Origin of the sequence: Parafannyhessea sp. LCP19S3_B1 (assembly GCF_052121955.1) — a bacterium.
Classification (GTDB): Bacteria; Actinomycetota; Coriobacteriia; order Coriobacteriales; family Atopobiaceae; genus Parafannyhessea.
The window spans coordinates 148,936-173,650 of sequence record NZ_JBQKDH010000003.1; the positions used below are offsets into that span (position 1 = coordinate 148,936).

A 24,715-nucleotide genomic window follows, 5' to 3' on the forward strand; every position below is an offset into this window, starting at 1 on the left:
TGATATGGCAGACGAAGCGATTCTTGAGGACGACATCTTTGACGTGCCTACTCCCGTCGTGATCGTCATCTCGGACGCGCGCGGCAAGACGGCTACGAGCGTCGTCGAGGCTGCTGCCGACCAGTTTGGCGAGGACAGCGTGATCATCAAGAGCGTCGGCAACGTCAGGGACCTGGCGACCGTCAAGAAGTACCTCGACGAGAACATCGAGGAGGGCGTGCCGACCGCCGTGTTCCACACCATCGTCGACAGGAACCTTCGCAGGGACATCCGCCGCGAGCTCGACGGTCGCGGCATCCCGTCGATCGACCTGCTGGGCCCCGCGATCACGGTCCTCATGTCGCTCACTGGCGAGGAGCCGAAGCTCGAGGCCGGCCGTCGCGTCGACAGCAAGGTGGAAGAGCTCTAGCTCTTACTCCATAACTTCCACAAAGTAAAGAACTATTCCACGCATGGCAGTCGCTGGCATCTGAATGGATGCCAGCGACCTTTTTTACCCGTTAACGTTTATTTATGGGCAAACAACCAATATGTGTGGATACAATAGGTTTCGTTAGGGACGCCACCACAGGGGTTTGCAGAGTGGCGCCGCAAGTGTTGGGGTGCGACTTCGCACCATGGAAAAACGATCAGGGGTGTCAAATGGCTGAAAAGCACGTGTACAAATTCGGCGTTGACGAAAACGGTAACAACGTTACCGAGGTCGCCGGCAAGACCGTAGACGAGGCCAAGTGGATCACGGGCGGCAAGGGCGCGAACCTTGCCGAGATGGCGAACATCGGCCTCCCCGTTCCTCCGGGATTCTCCATCACCTGCCAGACCTGCGTTGCCTACTCCAGCGCTGGCAACGTCTGGCCTGACGGCGTCCTCGACGAGATCGACGAGTACCGCAAGGACCTCGAGAAGCGCATGGGCAAGAAGATCGGCGACCCCGACGACCCCCTGCTGGTCTCGGTCCGTTCCGGCGCACCGTTCTCCATGCCCGGCATGATGGACACCGTCCTGAACCTCGGCCTGAACGACGAGTCCGTCAACGGCCTCATCAAGCAGACGAACAACGAGCGCTTCGCATGGGACTCCTACCGCCGCTTCGTCCAGATGTTCTCCGACGTCGTCATGGGCGTCGACGGCCAGCTGTTCGAGGACGCGATCAACGAGAAGAAGGCCGAGAAGGGCGTCAAGCTCGACACCGAGCTCAACGCTGACGACCTCAAGGACCTGACCGAGACCTTCAAGGGCATCTTCGCCAAGAACGTCGACTCCCAGGCCCACCCCGAGGTCGCGCCGAACGGCGTCGCGGAGTTCCCGCAGGACCCCTACCTGCAGCTGCGTCTTGCCGAGCAGGCCGTCTTCGGCTCTTGGAACACCGAGCGCGCCGTGCTGTACCGCAAGCAGAACAAGATTCCCGATGACCTTGGTACCGCCGTCAACGTGCAGGTCATGGTCTTCGGCAACAAGGGCAACACCTCCGCGACCGGCGTCGCCTTCACGCGCAACCCCGCCGATGGCACGAACGAGCGCTACGGCGACTTCCTGGTGAACGCGCAGGGCGAGGACGTCGTCGCCGGCATCCGTAACACGGAGCCCATCGCCGACCTCCCGAAGACCCCGGGCCTCGAGGAGGCGGGAAAGGAGCTCTATCACGTCTTCGAGATCCTCGAGGATCACTACGCGGACATGATGGACCTCGAGTTCACCATCGAGCAGGGCAAGCTCTGGATGCTCCAGACCCGCGTCGGCAAGCGTACCGCGCTCTCCGCGCTGAAGGTCGCCATGCAGATGGTCGACGAGGGCCGCATCACCCGCGAGCAGGCAATCATGCGCGTCGCCCCGGAGCAGCTCGACCAGCTCCTGCACCCGCAGTTCGACCCGAAGGCCAAGTTCGACGTCGTCGCGAAGGGCATGAACGCTTCCCCCGGCGCTGCCGTCGGTGCCGTCGTGTTCTCCTCCGATGCCGCCGTTCACTACCACAACATCGAGAAGCCGTGCATCCTCGTCCGTTGGGAGACCACTCCTGACGACCTGAAGGGCATGGTCGCGGCCGAGGGCATCCTCACCTCTCACGGCGGCAAGACGTCCCACGCGGCCGTCATCGCCCGTGGCATGGGCGCGCCTTGTGTCTGCGGCGCCGAGGCGCTGAAGATCGACGCGAAGGCAAAGGAGTGCAAGATCTCCGGCACCGACGTCGTCCTGCACGAGGGTGACATCATCTCCATCAACGGCACCACGGGCGACATCATCGTCGGCGCAGTGCCCCTGACCCGCCCGGAGCTCACCGGCGACCTCGAGACCATCCTCGAGTGGGCCGACGACGTCCGTCACGACGCTTCTCGCGGCCGTCTGTTCGGCGTGCGCACCAATGCGGACAACCCCGCGGACGCGCAGCTCTCCGTCGACTTCGGCGCCGAGGGCATCGGCCTCGACCGTACCGAGCACATGTTCCTGGGCGACCGCAAGCAGATCATCCAGTCGTTCATCCTCGCCGACAACGACGGCCAGAAGCAGCAGGCGCTCGGCCAGCTCCTCCAGGCCCAGACCGGCGACTTCGAGGGCATGTTCAAGGCCATGGACGGCAAGACCGTCATCGTGCGTCTGCTTGACCCGCCCCTGCACGAGTTCCTCGACGACCCGCGCGATCTTGCTGTCGAGATTGCACGCGCCGAGGGCCGTGGCGAGACCGAGGTCCAGCTCAAGGCCATGCGCGATCGTCTTGCGCGCCTCGACTCCTTCCAGGAGGCCAACCCCATGCTCGGCCTGCGCGGCTGCCGTCTGGGCATCGTGTATCCCGAGCTCAACGAAATGCAGGTCCGCGCCATCGCTGGTGCCGCCGCGGCGCTGAAGAAGCAGGGCTTTGATCCCAAGCCCGAGATCATGGTCCCGCTCATCTCCACGGTCGAGGAGCTCAAGCTCGTCCGCGAGCAGATCGAGGCCGGCGTGCAGGCCGTCGCCGAGGCCGAGGGTGTCGAGCTCAACATCCCCGTCGGCTGCATGATCGAGCTGCCGCGCGCCGCCGTCACCGCCGACGAGATCGGCGAGTACGCCGACTTCTTCTCCTTCGGCACGAACGACCTAACGCAGACCACCTTCGGATTCTCGCGCGACGACGTCGAGTCCGCGTTCATTCCGCAGTACCTCGCGAAGAAGATCCTCAAGACGAACCCGTTCGAGACGCTGGACAAGGGTGTCGCTAAGCTCGTGAAGATGGGCGTCGAGGGCGGCCACAAGGCCAACCCGACCATCGTCTGCGGCGTCTGCGGCGAGACCGGCGGTGATCCGGACTCCATCCAGATGTACTACGACCTCGGCCTTGACTACGTGTCTTGCTCGCCGTACCGCGTGCCCATCGCACGCCTCGCGGCTGCCCAGGCCAAGATCAACTCCAACGGCGGTCCCGAGAAGATCTCCAAGTAGTGTCGACCACGTTGGACGCTAGGTCATAGTTTTATGTGGGGGAGAAGGACGCGCGTCCTTCTCCCCTTGCCCATATCTGGGCGAAGGGAGGCATGCGGCATGGGGCTTTTGGGAAGGGAAGCGCAAGAGAGAAGGGAGCACGAGCTCCTGTCCCGCCATGCGGCGTTTTCCGACGAGTCCGCGGGAAGGCTCGTGCCCGAGGAGCCGGACGAGCTGAGGACGTGCTACCAGCGCGACCGAGACCGCATACTCCACAGCAAGAGCTTCAGGCGTCTCGCTAACAAGACGCAGGTGTTCCTGGCGCCGGAGGGCGACCACTACCGGACGAGGCTCACACACACGCTCGAGGTGGCTCAGATCGCGCGCGACATCGCAAGGCCGCTTGGACTGAACGAGGACCTGACCGAGGCAATCGCGCTTGGGCACGACCTGGGCCACACGCCGTTCGGACACGCCGGCGAGCGTGCCCTTCGGGCGGCGATGGCCCGGAACCTTGGCATCGACCCGCGATCGAGCGCCGCGGAAGGGCTGTTCAGGCACAACGAGCAGAGCGTGCGCGTGGTCAGCCACTTCGAGAGGGACGGCAGGGGGCTCAACCTCTCGCGCGAGGTGCTCGATGGAATACGTTGCCATGCGGGAAGCCTGCGCGCGGAGACGCTCGAGGGGAGGGTCGTCGCGAAGGCGGACCGCATAGCGTACGTGACCCACGACATAGACGACGCGGAGCGGGCGGGCCTCCTTACGGAGGAGGTGCTTCCCGAGAAGTGCCGGGACGTGCTCGGGCACACGTCCTCGGAGCGCATCAAGACCATGGTGGAGGATGCCGTGACGTGCAGCGCAGGCACCGGCGACGTCGTCATGTCACCGGAGGTGTGGGGCGCCCTGATGGGCATGAGGGCGTTCTTGTTCTCGAACCTCTACAAGCGGGGAGACGCAAAGTCTGAGGAGCCGAAGGCGGAACACGTGGTCGCGGCGCTGTTTGACCACTTCGTGGCGCATGTGGACGAGATACCCGAGGAGTACCACCTGGCAGAGGGGCAGCAGGAGGTCATGGTTGCCGACTACATCAGCTCGATGACAGACCGCTATGCCATCAGGCTCTACAGGGACATTTTCGTGCCAAGGGCCTGGGGCATGCGATAAGTTGGCAATACATATGCATTGGTTCTTGCGGCGGGCCCTCGGTCGGCACGTCCATAGTGGTCCCTCCTGCACTAACCAATGGCAATCAAGGCCCGTGTGTCCTTGTGTATGGATATGTTTTGACGGGTGCTTTCTGCTTGTGCGGATCCCTGTCGTGGAATATACTTCTCGGTTGTGTGTAAACCTATGTGCCGCGCACACCGCGACGGCACCTCTAGAAGTGAGGAAACTATGGACTACATTCGCGCAATCGAGCGCCAGCAGATCCGCGAGGACATCCCCGAGGTCCGCGTTGGCGACAACGTCAAGGTGCACTATCGCATCAAGGAGGGTGACCGCGAGCGCATCCAGGTCTTCCAGGGCGACGTCATCCGCATGAGCGGTGCCGGCTCTCGCGAGACCTTCACCGTCCGCAAGATCTCCTTCGGCGTCGGCGTCGAGCGCACCTTCCCCCTGCACTCGCCCAAGATCGGCAAGCTCGAGGTTGTGCGTCACGGCGACATCCGTCGCGCAAAGCTCTACTACCTGCGCGATCGCGTCGGCAAGGCCGCCCGCATCCGCGAGAAGCGCTAAGGGTTTCTCAGTCGCACGCATTGAGCGGCACCCCGAGGGGTGTCGCTCTTTTTTTAGGAGCTGCCATGAGCGAAAGAGTTCATCCCGCCAGTGCGCGCGAGGTTGCCGCACGGCTTTCCGATGCCGGGCTCGACGAGATAGACGGCCTGTTGGAACGCTATGGCGACGACCCGCGAAAGCAGGTGCAGCATGCCGTGGCCGTGGCAAGGAGGCGCCGTGACCGAGAGGCGGCCGAGCGAGACCGCGTGAGTGCCATGTACGACCTCCAGCACGAGCTTGGGGGAGATGGCGTCGTCCTGGGCGTAGACGAGGTGGGAAGGGGAGCCATCGCTGGGCCCCTCACGGTGTGTGCGGTCGCGCTGCCAGCGAACCCCAGAATATGGGGCCTGAACGACTCGAAGCAGCTCACCCCTGCCCGGAGGGAGGCGCTTGCGGCTCAGATCGCCGAGGTCGCGACGGCAATTGGCATCGCGCACATAGAGCCTGCGTCCATAGACGCGGTGGGCATGTCATCCGCGCTCAGGATGGCCATGGCAAACGCGATCGAGGACACGGGCGTCGACCCAGACTGCGTGCTCATAGACGGAAACCCCGTGCACGTTCACCCAAGGGAGAAGACCCTGGTCAAGGGCGACGCGCGCGTCGCATGCATCGCGGCTGCCTCCATCGTCGCGAAGGTCACGAGAGACGCCATCATGGTGGCATACGACGCGGAGTATCCAGAGTACCACCTTGCGGAGTGCAAGGGATACGGGTCGGCGGCGCACATCGAGGCTATCAGGCAAATCGGCCTGAGTCCCATCCATAGGGTGTCGTTCTGTGGAAACTTCTTGGAGACCCCCTCTCTCTTCTAATCAAAAGTAGAATCGCCTGAATCGACGTTCCGTTCGCGTGCCTGCGATGAACGGGCTTTCGGGACGAGACGGCGGCGTTAGCAAAGTCTTCCGAAAGACGTGCGGCAGCTAGCTGCGAGCCGCGCATGAGAACCTCTTGGTCCCATTTGGCGAGGACGGGAGGATGCATGTGCGACAACGAGTTCTATCAGGATGGCGAAGACGTCTACGGGAAGGGGCAGCCTGCGTCGGTTCCAGAAGAGTCTTGCGCAGCGGCTGACGGGGGCTATGCGCCCGAAGGCCTAGAGGAGCAGGCTCGGTGTGCGGGCACGGGCGGGTACCAGGGAGGGGAGAGCCCGGCCCGCAAACCACTCATGGAGATGAGCGCCCGTGAGATCGGCGACATGGGCGAGCACATAGCGTGCTGCTACCTCCAGAATCACGGATACAGGATCATCTCCCGAAACTGGATGTGCAAGATGGGCGAGGCCGACATAGTCGCCACCCAGCAAGACGAAGACGGCAATGACGTGTGCGTGCTCGTCGAGGTCAAGACGCGACTTTCGCTCGGCAAGGAAGACGACGGCATGCCAGAGCTTGCCGTGAAAGGCGAGAAGCAGAAAAGGTATCGCGGCATTGCGGAAACGTTCCTCAGCGTCTCCACACAGTTTCACCAAGTAAGGTTCGACGTGATCGCAATCAAGATAGTCGCGGAGCACTCTGCGAAGCTCAGGCATCTCATCGGCGCCTATGAGGCTGACGACTGATGGGCGCCGGCGGATCCCTGAGCGTCGCGTCGGCGACTCTCAGGGGCATCGAGGCACTGCCGGTGGACGTGGAGATCGCCACGTCGGCGGGGATTCCGGGCATGTCTATCGTCGGGATGCCGGACGGAAGCGTCCTGGAGGCGCGTGCCAGGGTGAGGTGCGCCATAAAGGCCTCCGGATTCACCGTGTCTAGGCTGAGGTTCACGGTGAACCTGTCGCCAGGGGAGCTCAAGAAGTCGGGGACGGGCTTCGACCTGCCGCTCGCAGTTGCCATGCTCGCGGTGACGGGGCAGATTCCGACGAGGGGACTCGAGGATTGCATGTTCGTGGGGGAGCTTGCGCTTGACGGCTCGGTAAGTGCCGTAAGAGGGCTCGTGGCCTATCGGAGGCTCGCCGAGAGAACGGGAAAGACCCTCGTCTGCCCTGCGTCATCCTACGATGGCCTTGGCGAGGGGGTCCTCAACATCGAACGGCTCGAGGACCTGCGCCGAGGGGTAGGAAGCCTCGAGGCGGGCGGACGGGGAGAGAGGCGCGAAGCCCAGGCGGGGTGTCCGGATCTCGACTATGAGGACGTGCTCGACCAGGAGGCGGCGAAGCGCGCGCTCGTGATATCCGCTGCGGGAGGGCACGGTCTGCTCATGGTCGGACCTCCCGGCGCGGGAAAATCCATGCTCGCGCGTCGGCTTCCGACCATTCTTCCCCCGTTGACGCCTGAGGAGGCCGAGGAGGTGGCCTTGATAGGGTCTGTTGCTGGACGTGCGGGCGGATGCCAGGACAACGGCGCAAGGCCATTCAGGGCTCCCCATCACTCGATATCGCAGGCGGGAATGATCGGGGGCGGCAGCCCCGTGCGTCCCGGGGAGGTCACCCTTGCGCACCATGGCGTGCTGTTCCTCGACGAACTGCCGGAGTTCTCAACCAACGTGCTGCAGTCGCTGAGGCAGCCATTCGAGGAACACGTGGTGAGGCTGGTGCGTGCGGACGGACTGTACAGGTTTCCCTGCGACTTCACGTTTCTCGCGGCAGCCAACCCCTGTCCCTGCGGATACCTCGGAGACCCGGCGCACGCATGCACGTGCGCCCCGGCAAAGGTTGAGCAGTACCAGGCGAGGGTGGGAGGTCCCCTGAAGGACCGCATAGACGTACACATCTTCGTTGCGCGTCCCGATTCCAGAAAGGTCGTGGAGGGTGAGCGCGGCATGAGCTCGGCGCAGATGCGCGAACTCGTGCTTGGGGCGCGGGAGTTCAGATCCTGGAGGGAGTCCAGGCTTGGCCCTGAGGACGAGGAGGGGCTCGATGGCCTGGCATTGGGGGAGGAGGCGGCCTCGGTGCTGGAGTCGATGGCCAGAAGCCTTGGGTTCGGCGGCAGGTCGATCGTGCGCGTCGCTAGGGTGGCGAGAACGATAGCGGACGTTCGGCAGGGAGACACGGTGTCAAGGGAGGACGTGCTGGAGGCGTGTGCGTACAGGGATAGGAGGGGATGAGGAATGAGGGGGAAGTCCTTCGAGCTGAGACGGGGTGAAGAGGAGTATCCGAGGCGACTAGAGGACCTCTCCGACCCTCCCGAGCGCCTCTACGGCATCGGTGCCGCAGAGGTTCTGATGGACGCGGGCATCGCAATCGTCGGATCGAGGCGCGCCTCCCCCTACGGGGTCGCCACGGCCGAGATGGCCGGGAGAATCGCGGCGGAGAGCGGGCTCGTAGTCGTCTCGGGGGGAGCCCTCGGCTGCGATGCGGCGGCGCTGAGGGCGGCGCAGGCGTCGGGGGGCACGACTGTGGTCGTATGCGGATGCGGCGCCGACGTCGTCTATCCGCAATCGTCTCGGGACGTGTTCGAGGGCGCTATATCGAGGGGCGCGGTGATATCCCTCGAGAGGTGGGGCGCGCCTCCTCGGAGATACGCGTTCCCGAAGAGAAACAGGATCATCGCCGCAATCTCCGATTCCACGCTCGTCGTGGAGGCCGGCGTGAGGTCTGGGACCATGAGCACGGCGGAAGCAGCATCAGCCATGGGGAGGAGGCTGTATGCGATACCTGGGTCGATCTACTCGCCCCAGTCCGTTGGGACGAACGAGCTCATCTCGGACGGTGCGAGCATCGTGTGCTCTGAGCGAGACCTAGAGATGTGCATCGCGCTGGATTACGACAAGCTGAGGCTTTGCGCGGACGGCTCGCATTCTGAGCGAGGCCGCGTCCTCTCCGCCCTCGTGGCATCCCCGACGAGGGCGGACGAGCTGGCGAACAGGCTGGGCGAGAGCGTCATCACGATTCTGGGCACGCTGAGTGACTACGAGGCGCGGGGGATGATCGTCCGGCTCCCGGACGGAAGATACTCGCCCACGGCCGAGCTCCTCCGCGCTTCGGATAGAATGGGTCCCTGAGAATGGCTGTCGAGAGGAGTGCACGTTGTCGAAGAGTGTTGTCGTGGTCGGTGGGGGACTAGCCGGCAGTGAGTGCGCGCTGCAGCTTGCGGATCGGGGGGTTTCCGTGACACTCGTCGAGCAGCGTCCCGTGGCAAGCACGGCCGCTCACCACACCGACGGCTTCGCCGAACTCGTCTGCTCGAACTCCCTCAAGTCAATGAGGCACGAGAGTGCGGCGGGGCTCCTGAAGGAGGAGCTCGAGAAGATGGGGTCTAGGCTCATCCGCCTTGCGAAGGAATCCGCCGTGCCGGCCGGAGGGGCCCTCGCCGTAGACCGCGGGCGGTTCTCCGCGCTCGTGGGTCACGCGATCGACGAGAGCCCGAACATCACCGTGGAGCGTCGCGTCGTCGAGGAGATTCCGGAAGGACCGTGCGTCATAGCCGCGGGCCCGCTCTGCGGAGACGCACTCTTCGCATCGATCGCCGCAAAGGTCGGCGGAGAGTCCCTCTCGTTCTATGATGCCGCGGCGCCGATCGTCGACGCGGAGTCGCTGGACAGGGGAGTCGTGTTCTCGCAGTCGCGCTACGACGAACAGGGTAGGGGCGACTACCTTAACTGCCCGATGACCCGCGAGGAGTATGAGAGCTTCTACGAAGAGCTCGTTTCCGCGAAGCGCGTCGTCTCCAAGGAGTTCGAGCAGAGCGACCTCTTCAGTGCGTGCCAACCCGTCGAAGAGGTCGCCAGGACGGGCAGGGACTCGCTCAGGTTCGGCGCCCTGAAGCCAGTGGGACTGACCGACCCCCGCTCCGGCAGGCGACCGTGGGCGGCGGTGCAGCTCAGGGCGGAGAACGCCGACCTGACCGCATACAACCTCGTTGGATTCCAGACGAATCTGACGTGGGGAGAGCAGAAGCGCGTGTTCCGCATGATTCCGGGCCTCGAGAACGCCGAGTTCTTCAGGTATGGGGTCATGCACAGGAACTCGTTCGTCGACGCCCCGAGGGTGCTCGACCATACGTTCAGGATCCCCGGAACGCAGACAAGGCTTGCGGGGCAGATTACCGGTACAGAGGGGTACACCGAGGCAATCGCATCGGGGCTGCTCGCCGCCCTCAACACATATGCGGACATCACCGGCATCGAGGAGGTCGATCTTCCGAGGACGGGTGCGCTCGGATCGCTCGTCGCGTACGCCACGAACCCCGATACCAGGCCGTACCAGCCGATGCACGTGAACTTCGGACTCGTTCCGCCGCTTGAGGGCGGGCGACGCAAGAAGAGGGAGCGGTATCAGGCATACGCAGACCGGGCGACCGTCGACCTGGAAGGGTACCTTGAGTCGCGTCGCGACCTCTTCGAAGCCTTCCGATAGCGGAACGCGCGTCACCATGGCGACCGCAGGAGGGGAGCTCGAGAGGTTCCGTTCGTGCGTCGGGCGGTTCCTCAGGCACATAGGGGGAGTCGAGAGGCTTTCGGACAACACGGTAAGGGCCTATTCGGGAGACCTTCGGGCATATCTCGACTGGGCGGAAAGGCGTCACGTCGACCCGTTCCACGTTACGCACTCCGAGCTGAGGGGCTACCTTGCCGAGATGAGCCGCGCGAGGTACTCGACGGCGACCATGAACAGGAGGCTCTCCTCGGTACGGGACCTCTACAGGTGGCTTGTGGAGGAGGGCGTGACGACGGAGGACGCTGCGGCGGCGATCGTGAGCCCGAAGAGGGCCAAGACGCTCCCTAGGACGCTTACCGAGGAGGAGGCCGAGAGGCTTCTGGGGGCTTGTGACGGACGGGATGCGAAGGACGTGAGGGACAGGGCATTCCTGGAGCTCCTGTACGCGACCGGGGCGAGGATTTCCGAGGTGTCGAAGCTCGACCTCGGGGACGTTGACCTCGACCAGAGGCAGGTGAGGCTCGAGGGAAAGGGGTCCAAGACCCGCATCGTCCCGATATACGACCTCGCGGCGGAAAGGGTCGGGTCCTACGTGTCTGAGGCGAGGCCCGCGCTTGCCGCGAAAAGCCTCACGCGTGAAGAGGCCCTCTTTCTTTCCACCCGTGGCAATAGGATGTCCGCGGACGCGCTTAGGACCGTGTTCGAGAGAAGGGCGACGGCGGCGGGCATCGACAGGAGGGTCACGCCGCATGCGATGAGGCACACGTATGCCACGGAGCTCCTCTCTGGCGGTGCCGACCTGAGAAGCGTCCAGACGCTTCTTGGGCATGCCGACCTCTCGACGACGCAGATCTACACCCACCTCACGATCGATAGGATGAAGGCGGCGGCTCGGCAGGCCCACCCGCGGGGAGAGTGAAGGTGACGGATGTCACGGAAAACGGGCGTGGGGCGTTCGAGAAAAGCGGTGCCGCCGCCCATGCCGAGGGTTGCGGCGCGACTTGTGGAGCTGATACGATTTTTTCACGTCGTGGAAAATCGGCTCTCCCGCTGTTATAATTTTTTCTCGCTGTGCGATCGCACGGCATAAATTCACACGTGTGACGACTCGTCGACCACGGTGCCTAAGGCGACAGCCGCGCCTTAGGTGGTTAGCACGGGGTTGATATCACACGGAGGACCAACCAATGGAGGTTTTCAGAATGGCTGTTAAGATCAACATCCGCACCCTGCTCGAGGCTGGCTGCCACTATGGCCACCAGACGCGTCGCTGGAACCCGAAGATGAAGCCCTACATCTTCGGCGAGCGCAACGGCATCTACATCCTCGACCTCAAGCAGACCGTGCTCGACGCGGACAAGGCATACACCTTCCTGAAGGACACCGCTGCCAAGGGTGGCCGCGTCCTGTTCGTCGGCACCAAGAAGCAGGCCCAGGAGCCCATCGCGACCCAGGCCGAGCGCTGCGGCATGCCCTACATCAACCAGCGTTGGCTCGGCGGCATGCTGACCAACTTCGTGACCATGCGCTCCCGCATCGATCGCCTGGAGGAGCTCGAGGCCATGGTCGAGGACGGCCGCATGGCTCTTCTCCCCAAGAAGGAGCAGGCTGTCCTGAGCAAGGAGCTCGAGAAGCTCCAGCGCAACCTCGGTGGCGCCCGTGACCTGCACGCCCTGCCGCAGGCCCTGTTCGTCGTGGACAGCAAGCGCGAGGAGATCGCCATCCGCGAGGCAAACCGCCTGCACATCCCGGTCGTCGCCCTTCTCGACACCAACTCCGACCCCGACGTCGTCGACTACGGCATCCCCGCGAACGACGACGCGATTCGCTCCGTCAACCTCATGTGCGAGCTCGTTGCCGACGCCGTTCTGGCTGGTTCCGGCAAGGAGCAGATCACCGAGCAGGAGATGGCTGCCGGCGAGACGACCCCTGCGGTAGAGACCCCCGCTGCCGAGTAGCCCAAGGTCACAAGCTCTATAGGATTTCAACCCCAAAGGAGGGGCAACATGGCAAAGATTACCGCCGCCCTCGTCAAGCAGCTGCGCGAGATGACCGACTCCCCCATGATGGAGTGCAAGAAGGCCCTCGTCGAGGCTGATGGCGACATCGACAAGGCCGTCGACGTTCTCCGCAAGATGGGCGTTGCCAAGGCCGTCAAGCGCGCTGGCCGCGAGACGAACGAGGGCACCGTCGCCGCCTACATCTCCGAGGACGGAAAGACGGGCGCTCTTCTCGAGCTCACCTGCGAGACCGACTTCGTCGGCACCAACCCCAAGTTCACCGGCTTCGCCAACGAGCTTGCCAAGGTCGTCGTCGAGAACGACCCCGCTGACGACGAGGCGCTCAAGGCATGCAAGATGGGCGAGAGCACCGTCGCCGACGAGCTCACCGAGATGATTCACGTCATCGGCGAGAACATGAAGGTCGCCCGCTTCAAGCGCGTCTCCGTCGAGAACGGCGCCCTTGCGAAGTACGTGCACCACAACGGCAAGCTGGCCGACATCGTCACCTTCGAGTTCGCGAAGCCCGAGACCGCCGCTGCCGACGAATTCAAGAACTTTGCCCACGACGTTGCGATGCAGGTCGCTGCATCTAACCCCGTCTCCGCGCGCCGCGAGGACGTCTCCGCAGACGTTCTTGAGCACGAGAAGAGCATCTACATGGCTCAGGCCGCCGAGTCCGGCAAGCCGGAGTTCATCCAGGAGAAGATCGCCCTCGGCAAGCTCGAGAAGTTCTACAAGGAGAACTGCCTGACCGAGCAGGAGTCCATCAAGGAGTCCGGCGTCACGATCAACGAGCTCGCCGCGAAGGTCTCCAAGAGCCTCGGCGACGACGTCAAGGTCGTCAGCTTCGTGCGCTTCTCCTTCGGCGAGTAGCCACGTACAGAGTGTTTTCTGTGGAGCCGGTGCCAAGCACCGGCTCCTTTTATATGGCGCCAGGGACTGCTTGCCTATTGGTTGGGTGGTTCTTCTCGCGCTTTGCTAGAATCTTATGAGCGTGAACGAACAGCTTTTTAGTCTTCCCCAAGTGACTGGAGGCCTGGATTGTCCGACTACAAGTTCAAGCGCGTGCTTCTGAAGCTCTCTGGCGAGGCCCTCATGGGGTCGAAGGAGTTTGGAATCGACCCCGACGTTCCGCAGAAGATCGCGGAGGAGCTCAAGCCCGCATACGTCGCGGGAATGCAGATCGCGGTCGTCGTGGGCGGCGGCAACATATTCAGGGGGCTTTCCGGCGCGGCCGCAGGCATGGACAGGGCCCAGGGCGACAACATGGGCATGCTCGCGACCGTGATCAACTCGCTTGCGCTGCAGGATACCTTCGAGCGTAACGGGATGGTATGCAGGGTCATGAGCGCGATCGAGATGCACCAGGTCTCCGAGACCTACATCAGGCGCCGCGCCATCAGGCACCTGGAGAAGGGTCGCATCACGATCTTTGCCGCGGGCACCGGCAACCCGTACTTCACGACGGACACCGCCGCGGCGCTGCGCGCGTGCGAGATCGGTGCGGAGATCCTGATGAAGGCGACGAAGGTCGACGGCATCTACGACTCCGACCCCATGAAGAACCCGGATGCGAAGAAGTTCGACACCATCACGTACATGGACGTCCTCAACAGGGACCTCCACGTTATGGACGCGACCGCGACGGCACTCTGCCATGACAACCACATGCCCATCATGGTGTTCAACCTCGATGAGGACGGAGTATTTGACAGGGCGCTTCGCGGCGAGCACGTTGGAACGACCGTCGTAGACGAATAGGAGAGCGAAATGAGCACCTTTACCGATTCCGCGAAGAAGAGCATGGACAAGGCGATCGACGCGTTGAAGTTCAACTTCAGCAAGGTCCGCACGGGGCGCGCGAACGCGCACGTACTCGACGGCATCAGCGTCGAGTACTACGGGCAGCCCACGCCCATCACGCAGCTTGCGGGCGTGAAGGTCCCCGAGGCCTCAATGCTCGTGATCGAGCCGTGGGACAAGACGGCGCTCAAGGCGATCGAGAAGGCCATCGAGGCCTCCGACCTGGGCATCACCCCCGGCAACGACGGCGTCTCCATCCGCCTGCCGTTCCCGAAGCCGACGGAGGAGCGCCGCAAGGAGCTCGTGAAGGACTGCAACAAGTACGCGGAGGAGGCGCGCGTCGCCATCAGGAACGCCCGCCGCGACGCGATACACGCCGCCGAGAAGGACGAGGAGCTCTCCGAGGACGACGTGAACCGCGAGAAGAAGCAGATCCAGAAGGTCACGGACGAGTTCGTCGCGAAGGTCGACTCCATGCTGAAGGAGAAGACCTCCGAGGTTATGGAGATCTAGCTTGACACGAGACTTGGACAAGCTCGCCGCGTACTACGCGGACGCACCCGAGGACATATCGCTCGCGGACGTCGACCTCGAGCGCGTGCCCAGGCACGTCTCCATCATCATGGACGGCAACGGCCGCTGGGCACAGGCGCGCGGGCTCGACCGCTCGCAGGGACATGTCGCGGGCGTCGACTCGCTGCGCGAGACCGTCACGACAAGCGTGCGGCTCGGCGTGGACGCGCTTTCCGTGTACGCGTTCTCGACCGAGAACTGGAAGCGCCCGCAGAAGGAGGTCAACCTCCTGATGCACCTGTTCGCGACGACCCTCCTGAAGGAGCTGCCGCTCTTCCACCAGGAGAACGTGCGCCTGCGCTTCCTGGGCGACCTGACGCGTCTTCCGGACGAGACGCGCGCCGTGTTCCAGGAGGGCCTCGACGAGACGTCTGACCACGACGGCATGACGTTCGCGCTCGCGGTGAACTACGGGTCCCGCGCGGAGATCGTGCGCGCGTGCAGGGGCATCGCGCGGGACGTTGCCGAAGGCAGGATGTCTGCCGACGACGTGGACGAGGAGCTCTTCTCGTCCAGGCTCTACACGGCGGGCATGCCTGACCCCGACCTGCTCATCAGGACCTCGGGCGAGCTCAGGCTCTCCAACTACCTGCTGTGGCAGCTGGCATACACGGAGTTCTATGTGACCGACACCCTGTGGCCGGACTTCGACCGCTGGGAGTACTTGAGGGCCGTTCGTTCCTTCCAGGGCAGGAACCGGCGCTTTGGAGGTGTTACGGGCAAGTGAGCGACATGGGTGACAACAAGGGCGAGAAGAACGTGGAGACCCAGACGGGCGACGCCCCGCTGACGGAGGGCACGACGTCGCGGCGAGCTGATGAGCAGGAGGGCTCGGCGGCGCCGGAGAAGGAGCAGGAGGCCGCGTCTGGCGCGAAGCCTGCGGCCGCGGCGGAGAAGGCCGAGGATGCCGGCCGGAAGGACGGCGGAAAGCACCCGTCCACCATGACCATGCGCATCGTCTCCGGCGCGATCTACGCGATCGGAACGGTCGCGTGCCTGTTTCTGGGCACGTGGCCCACGGCGATCCTCATCGCGGTGATGGCGTTCTTGTGCTGCTCGGAGTTCCTGAAGATGTCCCGCCGCAGCGGCAGGATGCCAAACGACGTCATAGCGCTCGCGTTCGCAGTCATCTTCCCGTTCGCGCCGCTCTCGAACATATCGGACTCGGAGTTCTTCGTCATCTTCGCGCTGCTCGTGGTGTGCGCGCTGTGGTATGTCTCGACGCCGCGTGCGAACATGGGCGACGTGGCGCTCACGGTGTTCGGGCCCATCTACACGTCGCTCGCGTTCTCGAGCATCGTGATCATCCGCGACGCCTTCCCGGGCTGGAGGGGCGCCCTTCTCACCTTTGCGGTCATGGGCTCCATCTGGCTCAGCGACTCGTGCGCGTACTTCGTGGGGTCGAAGTTCGGCAAGCACAAGCTAGCGCCCAGGATCTCTCCCAACAAGAGCGTCGAGGGCTTCTGGGGCGGCATGGTCGGCAGCGTCGCCGTGTGGGTCGTGGTGTTCGCGCTCGGCATCTACAACATCAACCTGCCGTACGCCATCGTGTGCGGCGTGCTGGTCGACGCGGCCGCCGTTGCGGGCGACCTGTTCGAGTCGCGCATCAAGCGCGGCGTCGGCGTGAAGGACTCCGGCAACCTCATGCCGGGCCACGGCGGCATGCTCGACAGGTCGGACTCGCTCCTCTTTGGCGGCATGACTGCGTTCCTGCTGCTCAGGCTGGGAGGAATCCTGTGAGCATATTCGAGGACTTCAAGTCCGGCGTCACGCGGCGCGAGCCGCAGCGCGTCGCGGTCCTGGGCGCCTCGGGGTCGATCGGCACGCAGACGCTCGACGTCTGCCGCAAGCACGCCGACCGCCTGCGCGTCGTCGCCGTGGCAGTGAACGACTCCGTGGCGTTCGCCGTGAGGGCGGCGCGGGAGTTTGGCTGCGCGCACGTCGTGATCGCGAACGAGGCGCACCGGGACGACCCGGCCCTTGCCGAGCTCCCGGCGTCCTGTGAGGTGAGCTTCGGCCAGGAGGGCCTCATGCGCGTCGCGTCGGCCGAGGACGTAGACAGCGTCGTGGACGCGGTCGTGGGCTTTGCGGGCATATACGCTGGCTACGCCGCGCTCAGGGCCGGCAAGGCCCTCATGTACGCGAACAAGGAGTCGCTCGTCGTCGGCGGCGACCTCCTCATGCCGCTCGTGCGCCCCGGCCGCCTCATCCCGGTCGACTCGGAGCACAGCGCCATCTACCAGTGCCTGGTGGGGGAGCACCGCTCCGACGTCCACCGTATCTGGCTCACGTGCTCCGGCGGCCCGTTCTACGGCATGGGCCGAGAGGAGCTTTCCCACGTGAGCGCTACCATGGCCCTCAAGCACCCAACGTGGGCCATGGGCGCCAAGATCACGATCGACTCCGCGACGCTCATGAACAAGGGGCTCGAGGTGCTCGAGGCGCACCACCTGTTCGACGTCCCCGTCGACATGGTCAACGTGCTCGTGCACCCGCAGAGCATGGTGCATTCCATGGTCGAGTTCGAGGACGGCGTCGTGAAGGCCCAGCTCGGCCCCTCCGACATGCGCATACCCATCCAATACGCGCTCAGCTACCCAGAGCGCTGGGAGACTCCCGCGCCCCGCGTGGACTACTGCGCGGCGCCGGACTTCACGTTCGGCCGCGCGGACGAGGACGCGTTCGGCTGCCTCAGGCTCGCGAAGGAGGCGGGCCGTGCGGGCGGCACCATGCCGTGCGCCATGAACGCGGCGAACGAGGTGGCGAACCTCGCGTTCAGGCAGGGCCGCTGCGGCTTCCTGGACGTTGAGGCGACGGTCGCCCACGTGATGGGCAAGACCGAGGTCGCCCCCGTGGAGTCCCTGCCGCAGCTCGAGGAGGTCGACGCGCGCTCCCGCGAGCTCGCCGCGTCCTACCTGGACGGGGCATGCCGTTGATGGGCGTCGTGTCCGCCGTGTTCTGGGGCGTGGTCGTGCTGTCGCTCCTCGTGTTTCTGCACGAGGGCGGCCACTTCCTCGCGGCCCGCGCCTGCGGCATGCGAGTGACGGAGTTCTACCTGGGAATGCCGTGCCGCCACCACCTGGCGTGCAAGTCCCGCACGTACGGCACGGAGTTCGGCGTAACGCCCATCCTGCTTGGCGGCTACACGCGCATCTGCGGCATGGAGGGCACGCACGACGAGCTGCTGCCCGCCTGCTTCGGCATGGTGCAACGCGAGGGCCGCGTGCTCGCCACGGACGTCGCAGCGGAGCTCGGGGTGGACGCCGACCGCGCATACGACATGCTCGCGACGCTTGCGGACTGGGCCGCCATCCGCCCGTACTACGATGCCGAGAAGGGCGAGGCGCCGTCGCAGGCAACCCTGCCCGAGGCCTTCGAGACCCTCCGCCGCGACGCCAACATGCTGACGGAGTACGATCGGGGCCACGACTTCTCGCTTCCGGGCACGACCGAGGCGGGCGCCCCGCGACCGCTCGAAGACCCGGCCAAGGCGCTTGAGGGCGAGAAGAGCCGCACCTACCTGGGGAAGGGCTTCCTCAAACGGGTCTTCACGCTGCTCGCGGGCCCGCTCGTGAACGTCGTGCTCGCGTTTCTCGTCGTGACAGCGAGCCTCTCACTCGTCGGCGTCGAAGTCGCGGTCAACTCAAACCGGCTCGGTGCCGTCACGAGGGGCTCGGCCGCCCAGGCGGCGGGCCTCAGGGCGGGGGACGTTGTAACGAGCGTCGGCGAAAGGTCGTGCAGCGACTGGAACACCCTCGCCTCCGCCATAGACGCGGCGCTCAAGACCGGCGAGGACTTCAAGGTTACCTACGAGCGCGGCGGCTCCTCGCACGAGGCCGTCGTGAGGACGGGCGGCAAGCGCCTGGGCGCGCTCGGCGTCGGGGCGCTCACGCGTCGCGTGCACCTGAGCCTCGCGGACGCGGCATACTCCGCCGTGCGCTACGGGCAGGAGGTCGCCGGCTTTGCGGTGAGGCTCATCATGCCGCAGCACACCATGGAGACGCTCGGCTCGGCCTCGTCCGTGGTCGGCATCTCCGCCGCGGCCAGCCAGGCGGCGTCGAGCGGCGTGAACGACCTTCTCCTCTTCATCGCGATGGTGTCGATGTCGCTTGGCTTCATGAACCTGCTTCCCATCCCGCCGCTCGACGGCGGCAAGATCCTGATAGAGATCGTGCAGCTTGTGATCCGCAGGCAGCTCTCCGTCAGGGTTCAGGCGTACATCAGCTACGTCGGCCTTGCGTTCTTCCTGTTCATCTTCGTGTTCGCCCTCAAGAACGACGTCGTCCGCCTTGTCCTGGGCTGACGTCGCAGGGGCCGATAGGGGGTTTGTATGAGTGACGAGAACGACGCGCGTCCGGCGCGCGAGCTCACGCACCAGGTCCACGTGGGAAACGTCGCCGTCGGCGGCGGGGCGCCCGTGTCGGTGCAGTCCATGTGCACCACGAAGACGGACGACCCCGCGTCCACGCTCGCGCAGATCGAGGGCCTCGCGAAGGCGGGGTGCGAGATCATCCGCGTCGCCGTCCCAAACGCGGCGGCGCTCGACGGCTTTGGCGAGATCTGCGCCCAGAGCCCGCTTCCCGTGGTAGCGGACATCCACTTCGACCATCGGCTCGCCATAGGGGCGGCGCGCCGCGGCGCTTCGGCGCTTCGCATCAACCCCGGCAACATCGGTTCGTTCGACCGCGTGGATGCCGTGATCGACGAGGCGGGAAGCCAGGGCATTCCCATCCGCATCGGCGTGAACGCAGGCTCGCTCGACCCGAAGGTCGACGCGCGCCAGGACCTCACGCTGCCGCAGAAGCTCGTCGCGTCCGCCTCTTCCTACGTCGAGCACTTCCGCGAGCGCGGCTTCGACGACATCGTGCTCTCCGCGAAGGCGCACTCCGTCCCCATCACGCTCCAGACGTACCGCATGCTCTCACGCGAGCTGCCCACGGTGCCGCTGCACGTGGGCGTAACTGAGGCCGGCACGCTGCGCCAAGGCACGGTCAAGAACTGCGTGGGCGTCGGCATCTTGCTGGAGCAGGGCATAGGCGACACCATGCGCCTCTCGCTCACGGCCGACCCCGTGGAGGAGGTCAACGTCGCCTGGGACCTGCTGTCCTCGCTCGGCATGCGGCGCCTGCACCCCGAGCTGGTGAGCTGTCCCACGTGCGGGCGCTGCCAGGTGAACCTCATCGGCATGGCGGACGAGGTCTCAAGGCGCCTTGCGCAGGTAAAGGCCCCCATCTCCGTCGCGGTCATGGGATGCGTCGTCAACGGGCCCGGCGAGTCGCGCGACGCGGACCTCGGCATTGCGTGCGGCCGCGGCCAGGGCGTGCTGTTCCGCAACGGCGAGAAGATCCGCAACGTCCCCGAGGACCAGATCGTGGACGAGCTCTTCCGCGAGATAGAGGCCCGCTACGGGGACGCGATCGAGAGCGACGCGGGCGAGAAGGACGCGTAGAATATACCGCTAGTGTTCTTGCCGACTCAGGCGTCGGCTGGCAGTGACTTGGAAGGAAGCACGTTGAGAAAGTACATGCAGATGTCGAAGCTCTACGCTCCGACCCTCAAGGAGGACCCCAGGGAGGCGGAGCTCGCAAGCCACAGGCTGCTGCTTCGCGCGGGCATGATCCGCCGCGGCGCGGTGGGCCTGTACAGCTACCTGCCGCTCGCGTGGCGCTCCATCAACAAGATCGAGGACATCATCCGCGACGAGATGGAGGCCATCGACGCGCAGGAGATGCAGGTGCCCATCCTGACGGACGGCGAGCTGTGGCACCAGAGCGGCCGTTGGAACGACTACGGACCCGAGCTCATGCGCCTGAGCGACCGCTACGAGCACGAGTACGCGCTCGGCCCCACGCACGAGGAGACGTTTACGGACCTGGTGCGCAACGAGCTCCGCAGCTACAAGCAGCTGCCCGTCACGCTCTACCAGATGCAGGACAAGTTCCGCGACGAGCGCAGGCCCCGCTTCGGCCTCATGCGCGGACGCGAGTTCATCATGAAGGACGCATACTCGTTCAGCGCGACGCAGGAGTCCCTGCAGGAGTGCTACGACCAGGAGAAGGCCGCGTACGCCAGGATCTGCGAGCGCGTGGGCCTGAGGGCGCTCCCCGTGGTCGCAGACTCCGGCCAGATCGGCGGCGACACGTCCGTCGAGTTCATGGCGCTCGCCGACGCCGGCGAGGCGGCCCTCGTGTACTGCGACGACTGCGGGTTCGCGGCGGACACCGAGGCCGCGACCGCCGGCGTGACCGTGGTCGACGGCGAGCCGGGCGACATGGAGAAGGTCTCGACCCCGGGGATCGGCACCATCGACGACGTCTCGGCTTATCTCCACATCCCCGCGGCGGCGACCCGCAAGGCGCTCGCGCTCGTGGACGGAGATGGCAGGCCCGTCGTCTGCTTCGTCCCCGGCGACCACGAGCTGAACGACGTGAAGGCGGAGCACGCGTTTGGCGCGTACCACCTGATGAGCGACGAAGAGCTGAAGGAGTACGGCCTCGTTAAGGGCTTCATCGGCCCGGTTGGCCTGCCCGAGGGCGTGCGCGTGTTCTTCGACGAGTCGCTGCGCCCGTCCGAGTGGTGGACCATCGGCGCGAACGAGGCGGACTTCCACTTCGTGCACGCACACCCCGGCCGCGACTTCAAGATCGCGGACGACGCGTGGGTAGACGTCGTCACGGCGAAGGCGGGCGACCGCTGCCCCAAGTGCGGCGCCCCCCTGAAGGAGGCCCGCGGCATCGAGGTCTCGCAGGTGTTCCAGCTCGGCACGAAGTACTCCAAGGCCATGGGCGCCACGTTCATGGACGAGGACGGCGTGGAGAAGCCCCTCATCATGGGCTGTTACGGCATCGGCATCAGCCGCACGCTGCAGGCGATCGTGGAGCAGCACCACGACGAGCACGGCATCATCTGGCCGGTGAGCGTCGCTCCGTACGAGGTCGAGGTCATCCCGCTGGACGTGCACGACGAGCTCGTGTGGCCCGTGGCGGACAAGGTCGCGCGCGAGCTTCTGGAGCTTGGCGTCGACGTGATGGTGGACGACCGCAAGGAGCGCCCGGGCGTCAAGTTCAACGACGCCGACCTCATGGGCATGCCGTTCCAGGTGGTCTGCGGCAAGAAGGCCGTAAAGAACGGCAACGTCGAGCTCAAGGTCCGTGCGACGGGCGAGCGCACGGAGGTCGCGATTGAGGACGTGGCGCGGCTCCTGGCCCAGAGGGTCAAGGCGGAGCGCGCGTAGGCGCATCGCACCAAGGAAGTGCCCAGGCGGCCCGACCCAGAGGGGGAGGGCCGCCTCGCGTATGACAACAGGCAGAGGCAGGGGGAGAAGAGCATGGAATACAAGGAGCTGGCCGCTGCGGCACGCGGGAGCATGGGCCAGTGGTGCAAGGCGTGTCCCGTCTGCGACGGCCGGGCGTGCGGGTCTCACATGCCGGGCCCCGGCTCGAAGGGCACCGGGACGGTCGCCGCCCGAAACTACGCGGCGTGGCAGGACGTGCGGGTGCGCATGGACACGATACACGAGGCGTACGACGCCGACACGTCCGTGGAGCTCTTCGGCAGGAGGCTCTCCGTTCCCGTCATGGTCGGCCCCCTGGGCGACGTGAAGCTCCACTACGGGGACAAGTGGGAGATGGAGGACTACAACTCCTGCATACTGCACGCGGCGGCGAAGGCCGGCTCGCTCGCGTGGACGGGCGACGGGATGGTCGCCGCGATCCACGAGTCCGCGGTGCACGACATCGGCGAGCTCGGCGGGTGCGGCATTCCCACCATCAAGCCGTGGAACCTCGAGACCGTGATGCGGAAGCTCGAGCTCGCGTTCGCGGCGCGCCCCGTGGCCGTGGCGATGGACATCGACGCGGCGGGGCTCCCGTTCCTGAAGGGCTTCCAGCCGCCCGCGGGGCCGAAGTCCGTGACGGAGCTGCGACGGGTGGCGGACGCCTGCCACGCGCACGGGACGCCGTTCGTGCTGAAGGGCATCATGGGCGTGCGCGCCGCACGCAAGGCGGCGGAGGCGGGCGCGGACGCCATAGTGGTGAGCAACCACGGCGGCCGCGTGCAGGACGGCGTCCCCGCGACGGCCGAGGTCCTGCCCTCGATAGCCCGGGAGGTCGGCGACGACCTCAAGATCCTCGTGGACGGGGGCATACGATCCGGCCTCGACGTGTTCCGCGCGCTGGCGCTTGGCGCAAACGCATGCCTCGTGTGCAGGCCGTTTGCCGTCGTGACGTACGGAGCTGGGGCGGAGGGCGTGTCCGACTACTTCGCGCAGCTCGCGCGCGAACTCAGGGACACGATGGAGATGTGCGGCGCGCGCACGGTGGAGGACATCGACGCCGACGTGCTCGCGTGACTTGGCCTTCGGGAAGCGACTTCCCCTCGGGCAGAAGATTTTTTGAGGCACGCCTTCTGGATTGCCGCAGGTAAACGCACGTGAGCCTAAAACTCCGCAAACAATTTTGTGATTGATTGCACTTCTCGGCTTTACAAGCCGCCGTCTTCTGATACTATAGCTACCGCACTGAGGGCGATTAGCTCAGGGGTAGAGCACTTCCTTCACACGGAAGGGGTCGCTGGTTCAAATCCAGCATCGCCCACCATTGGATACGAGGGCCGGACGGGTTGACCGTTCGGCCTTTTTTCTACGCAGCCAACGCGGGGGCGGTACGAGGGCTCCGGGCGGAACATCGCGCCAGCCGTCGCGCCCGTCCCACGACGCGCGGGCATGGCGTGGCTATCGGCACAAAGAAGGCCGCGCCCGCCTGGAAGTTCCAAGCGGGCGCGGCTGATTTCTGGCAAGTGCCTTGGGGGAGAAGTGCGTGGGCTCCGGGCGGGGGCTGCGCCGCGTGACGCGGCCGCGAGCGTGCGGAGGCCCTACTTTGCGTCCAGGATCGTGACGACCTTCTTGGCGAGCACGAAGACGAGAAGCGCCATCACGACGCAGGTGGAGCCGATGAAGATCTCGGCAAGGGACTTCTGGGGCGCGACGAGGATGTACGCCGCGCAGAAGAACATCACGAGCACCATGACGGAGCTCATGTTGCGGATCTGCCTGGCGTTGGAGGGCACGTTGATCTTGCGGGCGCACTGGAAGCCCATGTAGGCGCAGAGCACGCCGTCAAGCAGCCCGACGTATGCGCGCGGGTTGAGGTGGTTCACGACGACGAGGGCGACTGCGGATGCGGTCGCGAGCACGCCGACGATGAGTGAGATGATGCATACGATCTTGAGCTTCTTGCACGCGTCGTTCATGTGGGTCTCCGTTTCGGGTTTGTGGGCGGGCGCCTGGGCGTCCGCGCTGCGTGACGGGGGAGAGTCCCCCTCTGTCTTGGTTCCCAATAGAGTGAAGTTTAGCGTTTTGTGGAGGAAGTTCACAACTGCGGAGCCAGTCGGGCGGTTTGAAGATTCTCGCTTGACCGCCTTGGTGACTTTGGTACTATATCTCTCGCACCAACGAACGGGGAATTAGCTCAGTTGGGAGAGCGCATGACTGGCAGTCATGAGGTCAGGGGTTCGAATCCCCTATTCTCCACCACGTAGACTCTGGGGCGGCGGCTGTGGTCGCCGCCCTTTCCAGTTTCCGGGCCTATGGCGCAACGGTTAGCGCAGGGGACTCATAATCCCTGGGTTGGGAGTTCGAATCTCTCTGGGCCCACCACATGCGACGGGACCCCCTCGGGGGTCCCTTTTTTGTTGTCGGAAATTGTCAAAACTTTTCCGTTGACTCAAGTCCGCGTTTTGGTAATATATCTCTCGCACCAACGAACGGGGAATTAGCTCAGTTGGGAGAGCGCATGACTGGCAGTCATGAGGTCAGGGGTTCGAATCCCCTATTCTCCACCACGTAGACTCTGGG

22 protein-coding genes and 4 tRNA genes are annotated in these 24,715 nt (G+C 65.0%); 25 read left to right on the forward strand and 1 reads right to left on the reverse strand.

The features are described from left to right. Nucleotides 1–4 precede the first annotated feature (4 nt). The 22 genes from ACTQWE_RS02375 to ACTQWE_RS02480 all read left to right on the forward strand — a co-directional run bounded on the left by ACTQWE_RS02375 (nucleotide 5) and on the right by ACTQWE_RS02480 (nucleotide 23,459). Entirely contained in the window at nucleotides 5–409 is a 405-nt protein-coding gene (locus ACTQWE_RS02375) for a kinase/pyrophosphorylase (RefSeq protein WP_170104104.1), read from the forward strand. Nucleotides 410–642: 233 nt separating this feature from the next. Then, nucleotides 643–3,411, forward strand: coding sequence for a pyruvate, phosphate dikinase (gene ppdK, locus ACTQWE_RS02380; protein WP_170104106.1), 2,769 nt, complete (start codon nucleotides 643–645; stop codon nucleotides 3,409–3,411). Nucleotides 3,412–3,510: 99 nt separating this feature from the next. After that, the gene (locus ACTQWE_RS02385) at nucleotides 3,511–4,554 is read left to right on the forward strand and encodes a deoxyguanosinetriphosphate triphosphohydrolase (protein WP_170104108.1); all 1,044 of its coding nucleotides are present in this window, start codon (nucleotides 3,511–3,513) and stop codon (nucleotides 4,552–4,554) included. Between the two features lie 231 nt (nucleotides 4,555–4,785). Next, on the forward strand, nucleotides 4,786–5,127 hold the full coding sequence (gene rplS / locus ACTQWE_RS02390; RefSeq protein ID WP_090846485.1) for a 50S ribosomal protein L19: 342 nt from the start codon (nucleotides 4,786–4,788) through the stop codon (nucleotides 5,125–5,127). Between the two features lie 65 nt (nucleotides 5,128–5,192). Next, entirely contained in the window at nucleotides 5,193–5,981 is a 789-nt protein-coding gene (locus ACTQWE_RS02395; RefSeq protein WP_170104109.1) for a ribonuclease HII, read from the forward strand. Nucleotides 5,982–6,148: 167 nt separating this feature from the next. Then, the gene (locus ACTQWE_RS02400; RefSeq protein WP_441855387.1) at nucleotides 6,149–6,727 is read left to right on the forward strand and encodes a YraN family protein; all 579 of its coding nucleotides are present in this window, start codon (nucleotides 6,149–6,151) and stop codon (nucleotides 6,725–6,727) included. Continuing rightward, nucleotides 6,727–8,211 (forward strand): YifB family Mg chelatase-like AAA ATPase, encoded by a 1,485-nt coding sequence (locus tag ACTQWE_RS02405; RefSeq protein ID WP_170104113.1) that lies wholly within the window; start codon nucleotides 6,727–6,729, stop codon nucleotides 8,209–8,211. The genes ACTQWE_RS02400 and ACTQWE_RS02405 overlap by 1 nt, the downstream gene beginning before the upstream one ends. 3 nt (nucleotides 8,212–8,214) lie before the next feature. Then, nucleotides 8,215–9,108: a DNA-processing protein DprA gene (locus ACTQWE_RS02410; protein WP_441855386.1), complete on the forward strand. Its 894-nt coding sequence runs from the start codon at nucleotides 8,215–8,217 to the stop codon at nucleotides 9,106–9,108. A gap of 25 nt (nucleotides 9,109–9,133) precedes the next feature. Continuing rightward, the gene (gene trmFO / locus ACTQWE_RS02415; RefSeq protein WP_441855385.1) at nucleotides 9,134–10,462 is read left to right on the forward strand and encodes a methylenetetrahydrofolate--tRNA-(uracil(54)-C(5))-methyltransferase (FADH(2)-oxidizing) TrmFO; all 1,329 of its coding nucleotides are present in this window, start codon (nucleotides 9,134–9,136) and stop codon (nucleotides 10,460–10,462) included. After that, a complete protein-coding gene (gene xerA, locus ACTQWE_RS02420; protein WP_441855383.1) occupies nucleotides 10,425–11,402 on the forward strand; it encodes a site-specific tyrosine recombinase/integron integrase in 978 nt (325 codons plus the stop codon). Before trmFO ends, xerA begins: the two co-directional genes overlap by 38 nt. Before the next feature lie 283 nt (nucleotides 11,403–11,685). Further along, nucleotides 11,686–12,441, forward strand: coding sequence for a 30S ribosomal protein S2 (rpsB, locus tag ACTQWE_RS02425; protein ID WP_170104118.1), 756 nt, complete (start codon nucleotides 11,686–11,688; stop codon nucleotides 12,439–12,441). A gap of 48 nt (nucleotides 12,442–12,489) precedes the next feature. Then, complete coding sequence (tsf, locus tag ACTQWE_RS02430) at nucleotides 12,490–13,359, forward strand: translation elongation factor Ts (protein WP_441855380.1); 870 nt, start codon at nucleotides 12,490–12,492, stop codon at nucleotides 13,357–13,359. A 168-nt stretch (nucleotides 13,360–13,527) separates the two neighbouring features. Next, nucleotides 13,528–14,247 (forward strand): UMP kinase, encoded by a 720-nt coding sequence (gene pyrH, locus ACTQWE_RS02435; protein ID WP_441855378.1) that lies wholly within the window; start codon nucleotides 13,528–13,530, stop codon nucleotides 14,245–14,247. A 9-nt stretch (nucleotides 14,248–14,256) separates the two neighbouring features. Beyond that, nucleotides 14,257–14,802 (forward strand): ribosome recycling factor, encoded by a 546-nt coding sequence (gene frr / locus ACTQWE_RS02440; protein WP_090846467.1) that lies wholly within the window; start codon nucleotides 14,257–14,259, stop codon nucleotides 14,800–14,802. Nucleotide 14,803: 1 nt separating this feature from the next. Further along, nucleotides 14,804–15,589 carry an isoprenyl transferase gene (locus ACTQWE_RS02445; RefSeq protein ID WP_441855376.1) on the forward strand — a complete coding sequence of 262 codons (786 nt, stop codon included), beginning with the start codon at nucleotides 14,804–14,806 and terminating at the stop codon, nucleotides 15,587–15,589. Nucleotides 15,590–15,594: 5 nt separating this feature from the next. Then, nucleotides 15,595–16,602, forward strand: a complete 1,008-nt coding sequence (locus ACTQWE_RS02450; RefSeq protein ID WP_235927338.1) for a phosphatidate cytidylyltransferase — start codon at nucleotides 15,595–15,597, stop codon at nucleotides 16,600–16,602. After that, the gene (gene dxr, locus ACTQWE_RS02455; RefSeq protein ID WP_441921232.1) at nucleotides 16,599–17,798 is read left to right on the forward strand and encodes a 1-deoxy-D-xylulose-5-phosphate reductoisomerase; all 1,200 of its coding nucleotides are present in this window, start codon (nucleotides 16,599–16,601) and stop codon (nucleotides 17,796–17,798) included. Before ACTQWE_RS02450 ends, dxr begins: the two co-directional genes overlap by 4 nt. Further along, nucleotides 17,789–19,165 carry a site-2 protease family protein gene (locus ACTQWE_RS02460; protein WP_441855372.1) on the forward strand — a complete coding sequence of 459 codons (1,377 nt, stop codon included), beginning with the start codon at nucleotides 17,789–17,791 and terminating at the stop codon, nucleotides 19,163–19,165. The genes dxr and ACTQWE_RS02460 overlap by 10 nt, the downstream gene beginning before the upstream one ends. A gap of 27 nt (nucleotides 19,166–19,192) precedes the next feature. Next, nucleotides 19,193–20,311, forward strand: coding sequence for a flavodoxin-dependent (E)-4-hydroxy-3-methylbut-2-enyl-diphosphate synthase (ispG, locus tag ACTQWE_RS02465; RefSeq protein ID WP_441855370.1), 1,119 nt, complete (start codon nucleotides 19,193–19,195; stop codon nucleotides 20,309–20,311). Between the two features lie 63 nt (nucleotides 20,312–20,374). Beyond that, nucleotides 20,375–22,096, forward strand: coding sequence for a proline--tRNA ligase (locus tag ACTQWE_RS02470; protein ID WP_441855368.1), 1,722 nt, complete (start codon nucleotides 20,375–20,377; stop codon nucleotides 22,094–22,096). Nucleotides 22,097–22,189: 93 nt separating this feature from the next. Next, nucleotides 22,190–23,212: an alpha-hydroxy-acid oxidizing protein gene (locus ACTQWE_RS02475; protein ID WP_441855366.1), complete on the forward strand. Its 1,023-nt coding sequence runs from the start codon at nucleotides 22,190–22,192 to the stop codon at nucleotides 23,210–23,212. A gap of 172 nt (nucleotides 23,213–23,384) precedes the next feature. Then, nucleotides 23,385–23,459: transfer RNA gene (locus ACTQWE_RS02480), tRNA-Val, on the forward strand. 274 nt (nucleotides 23,460–23,733) lie between these two features. Here ACTQWE_RS02480 and ACTQWE_RS02485 read toward each other — a convergent pair. Further along, nucleotides 23,734–24,111 (reverse strand): hypothetical protein, encoded by a 378-nt coding sequence (locus tag ACTQWE_RS02485; protein WP_170104126.1) that lies wholly within the window; start codon nucleotides 24,109–24,111, stop codon nucleotides 23,734–23,736. 207 nt (nucleotides 24,112–24,318) lie between these two features. Between ACTQWE_RS02485 and ACTQWE_RS02490 the strand changes: the two genes are divergently transcribed. From ACTQWE_RS02490 to ACTQWE_RS02500, 3 genes are all read left to right on the forward strand, one after another. Continuing rightward, nucleotides 24,319–24,394: transfer RNA gene (locus ACTQWE_RS02490), tRNA-Ala, on the forward strand. 47 nt (nucleotides 24,395–24,441) lie between these two features. Further along, nucleotides 24,442–24,517 (forward strand) — tRNA-Ile (locus ACTQWE_RS02495). A gap of 109 nt (nucleotides 24,518–24,626) precedes the next feature. Further along, nucleotides 24,627–24,702, forward strand: a tRNA-Ala gene (locus ACTQWE_RS02500). The last annotated feature ends 13 nt before the right edge of the window (nucleotides 24,703–24,715 follow it).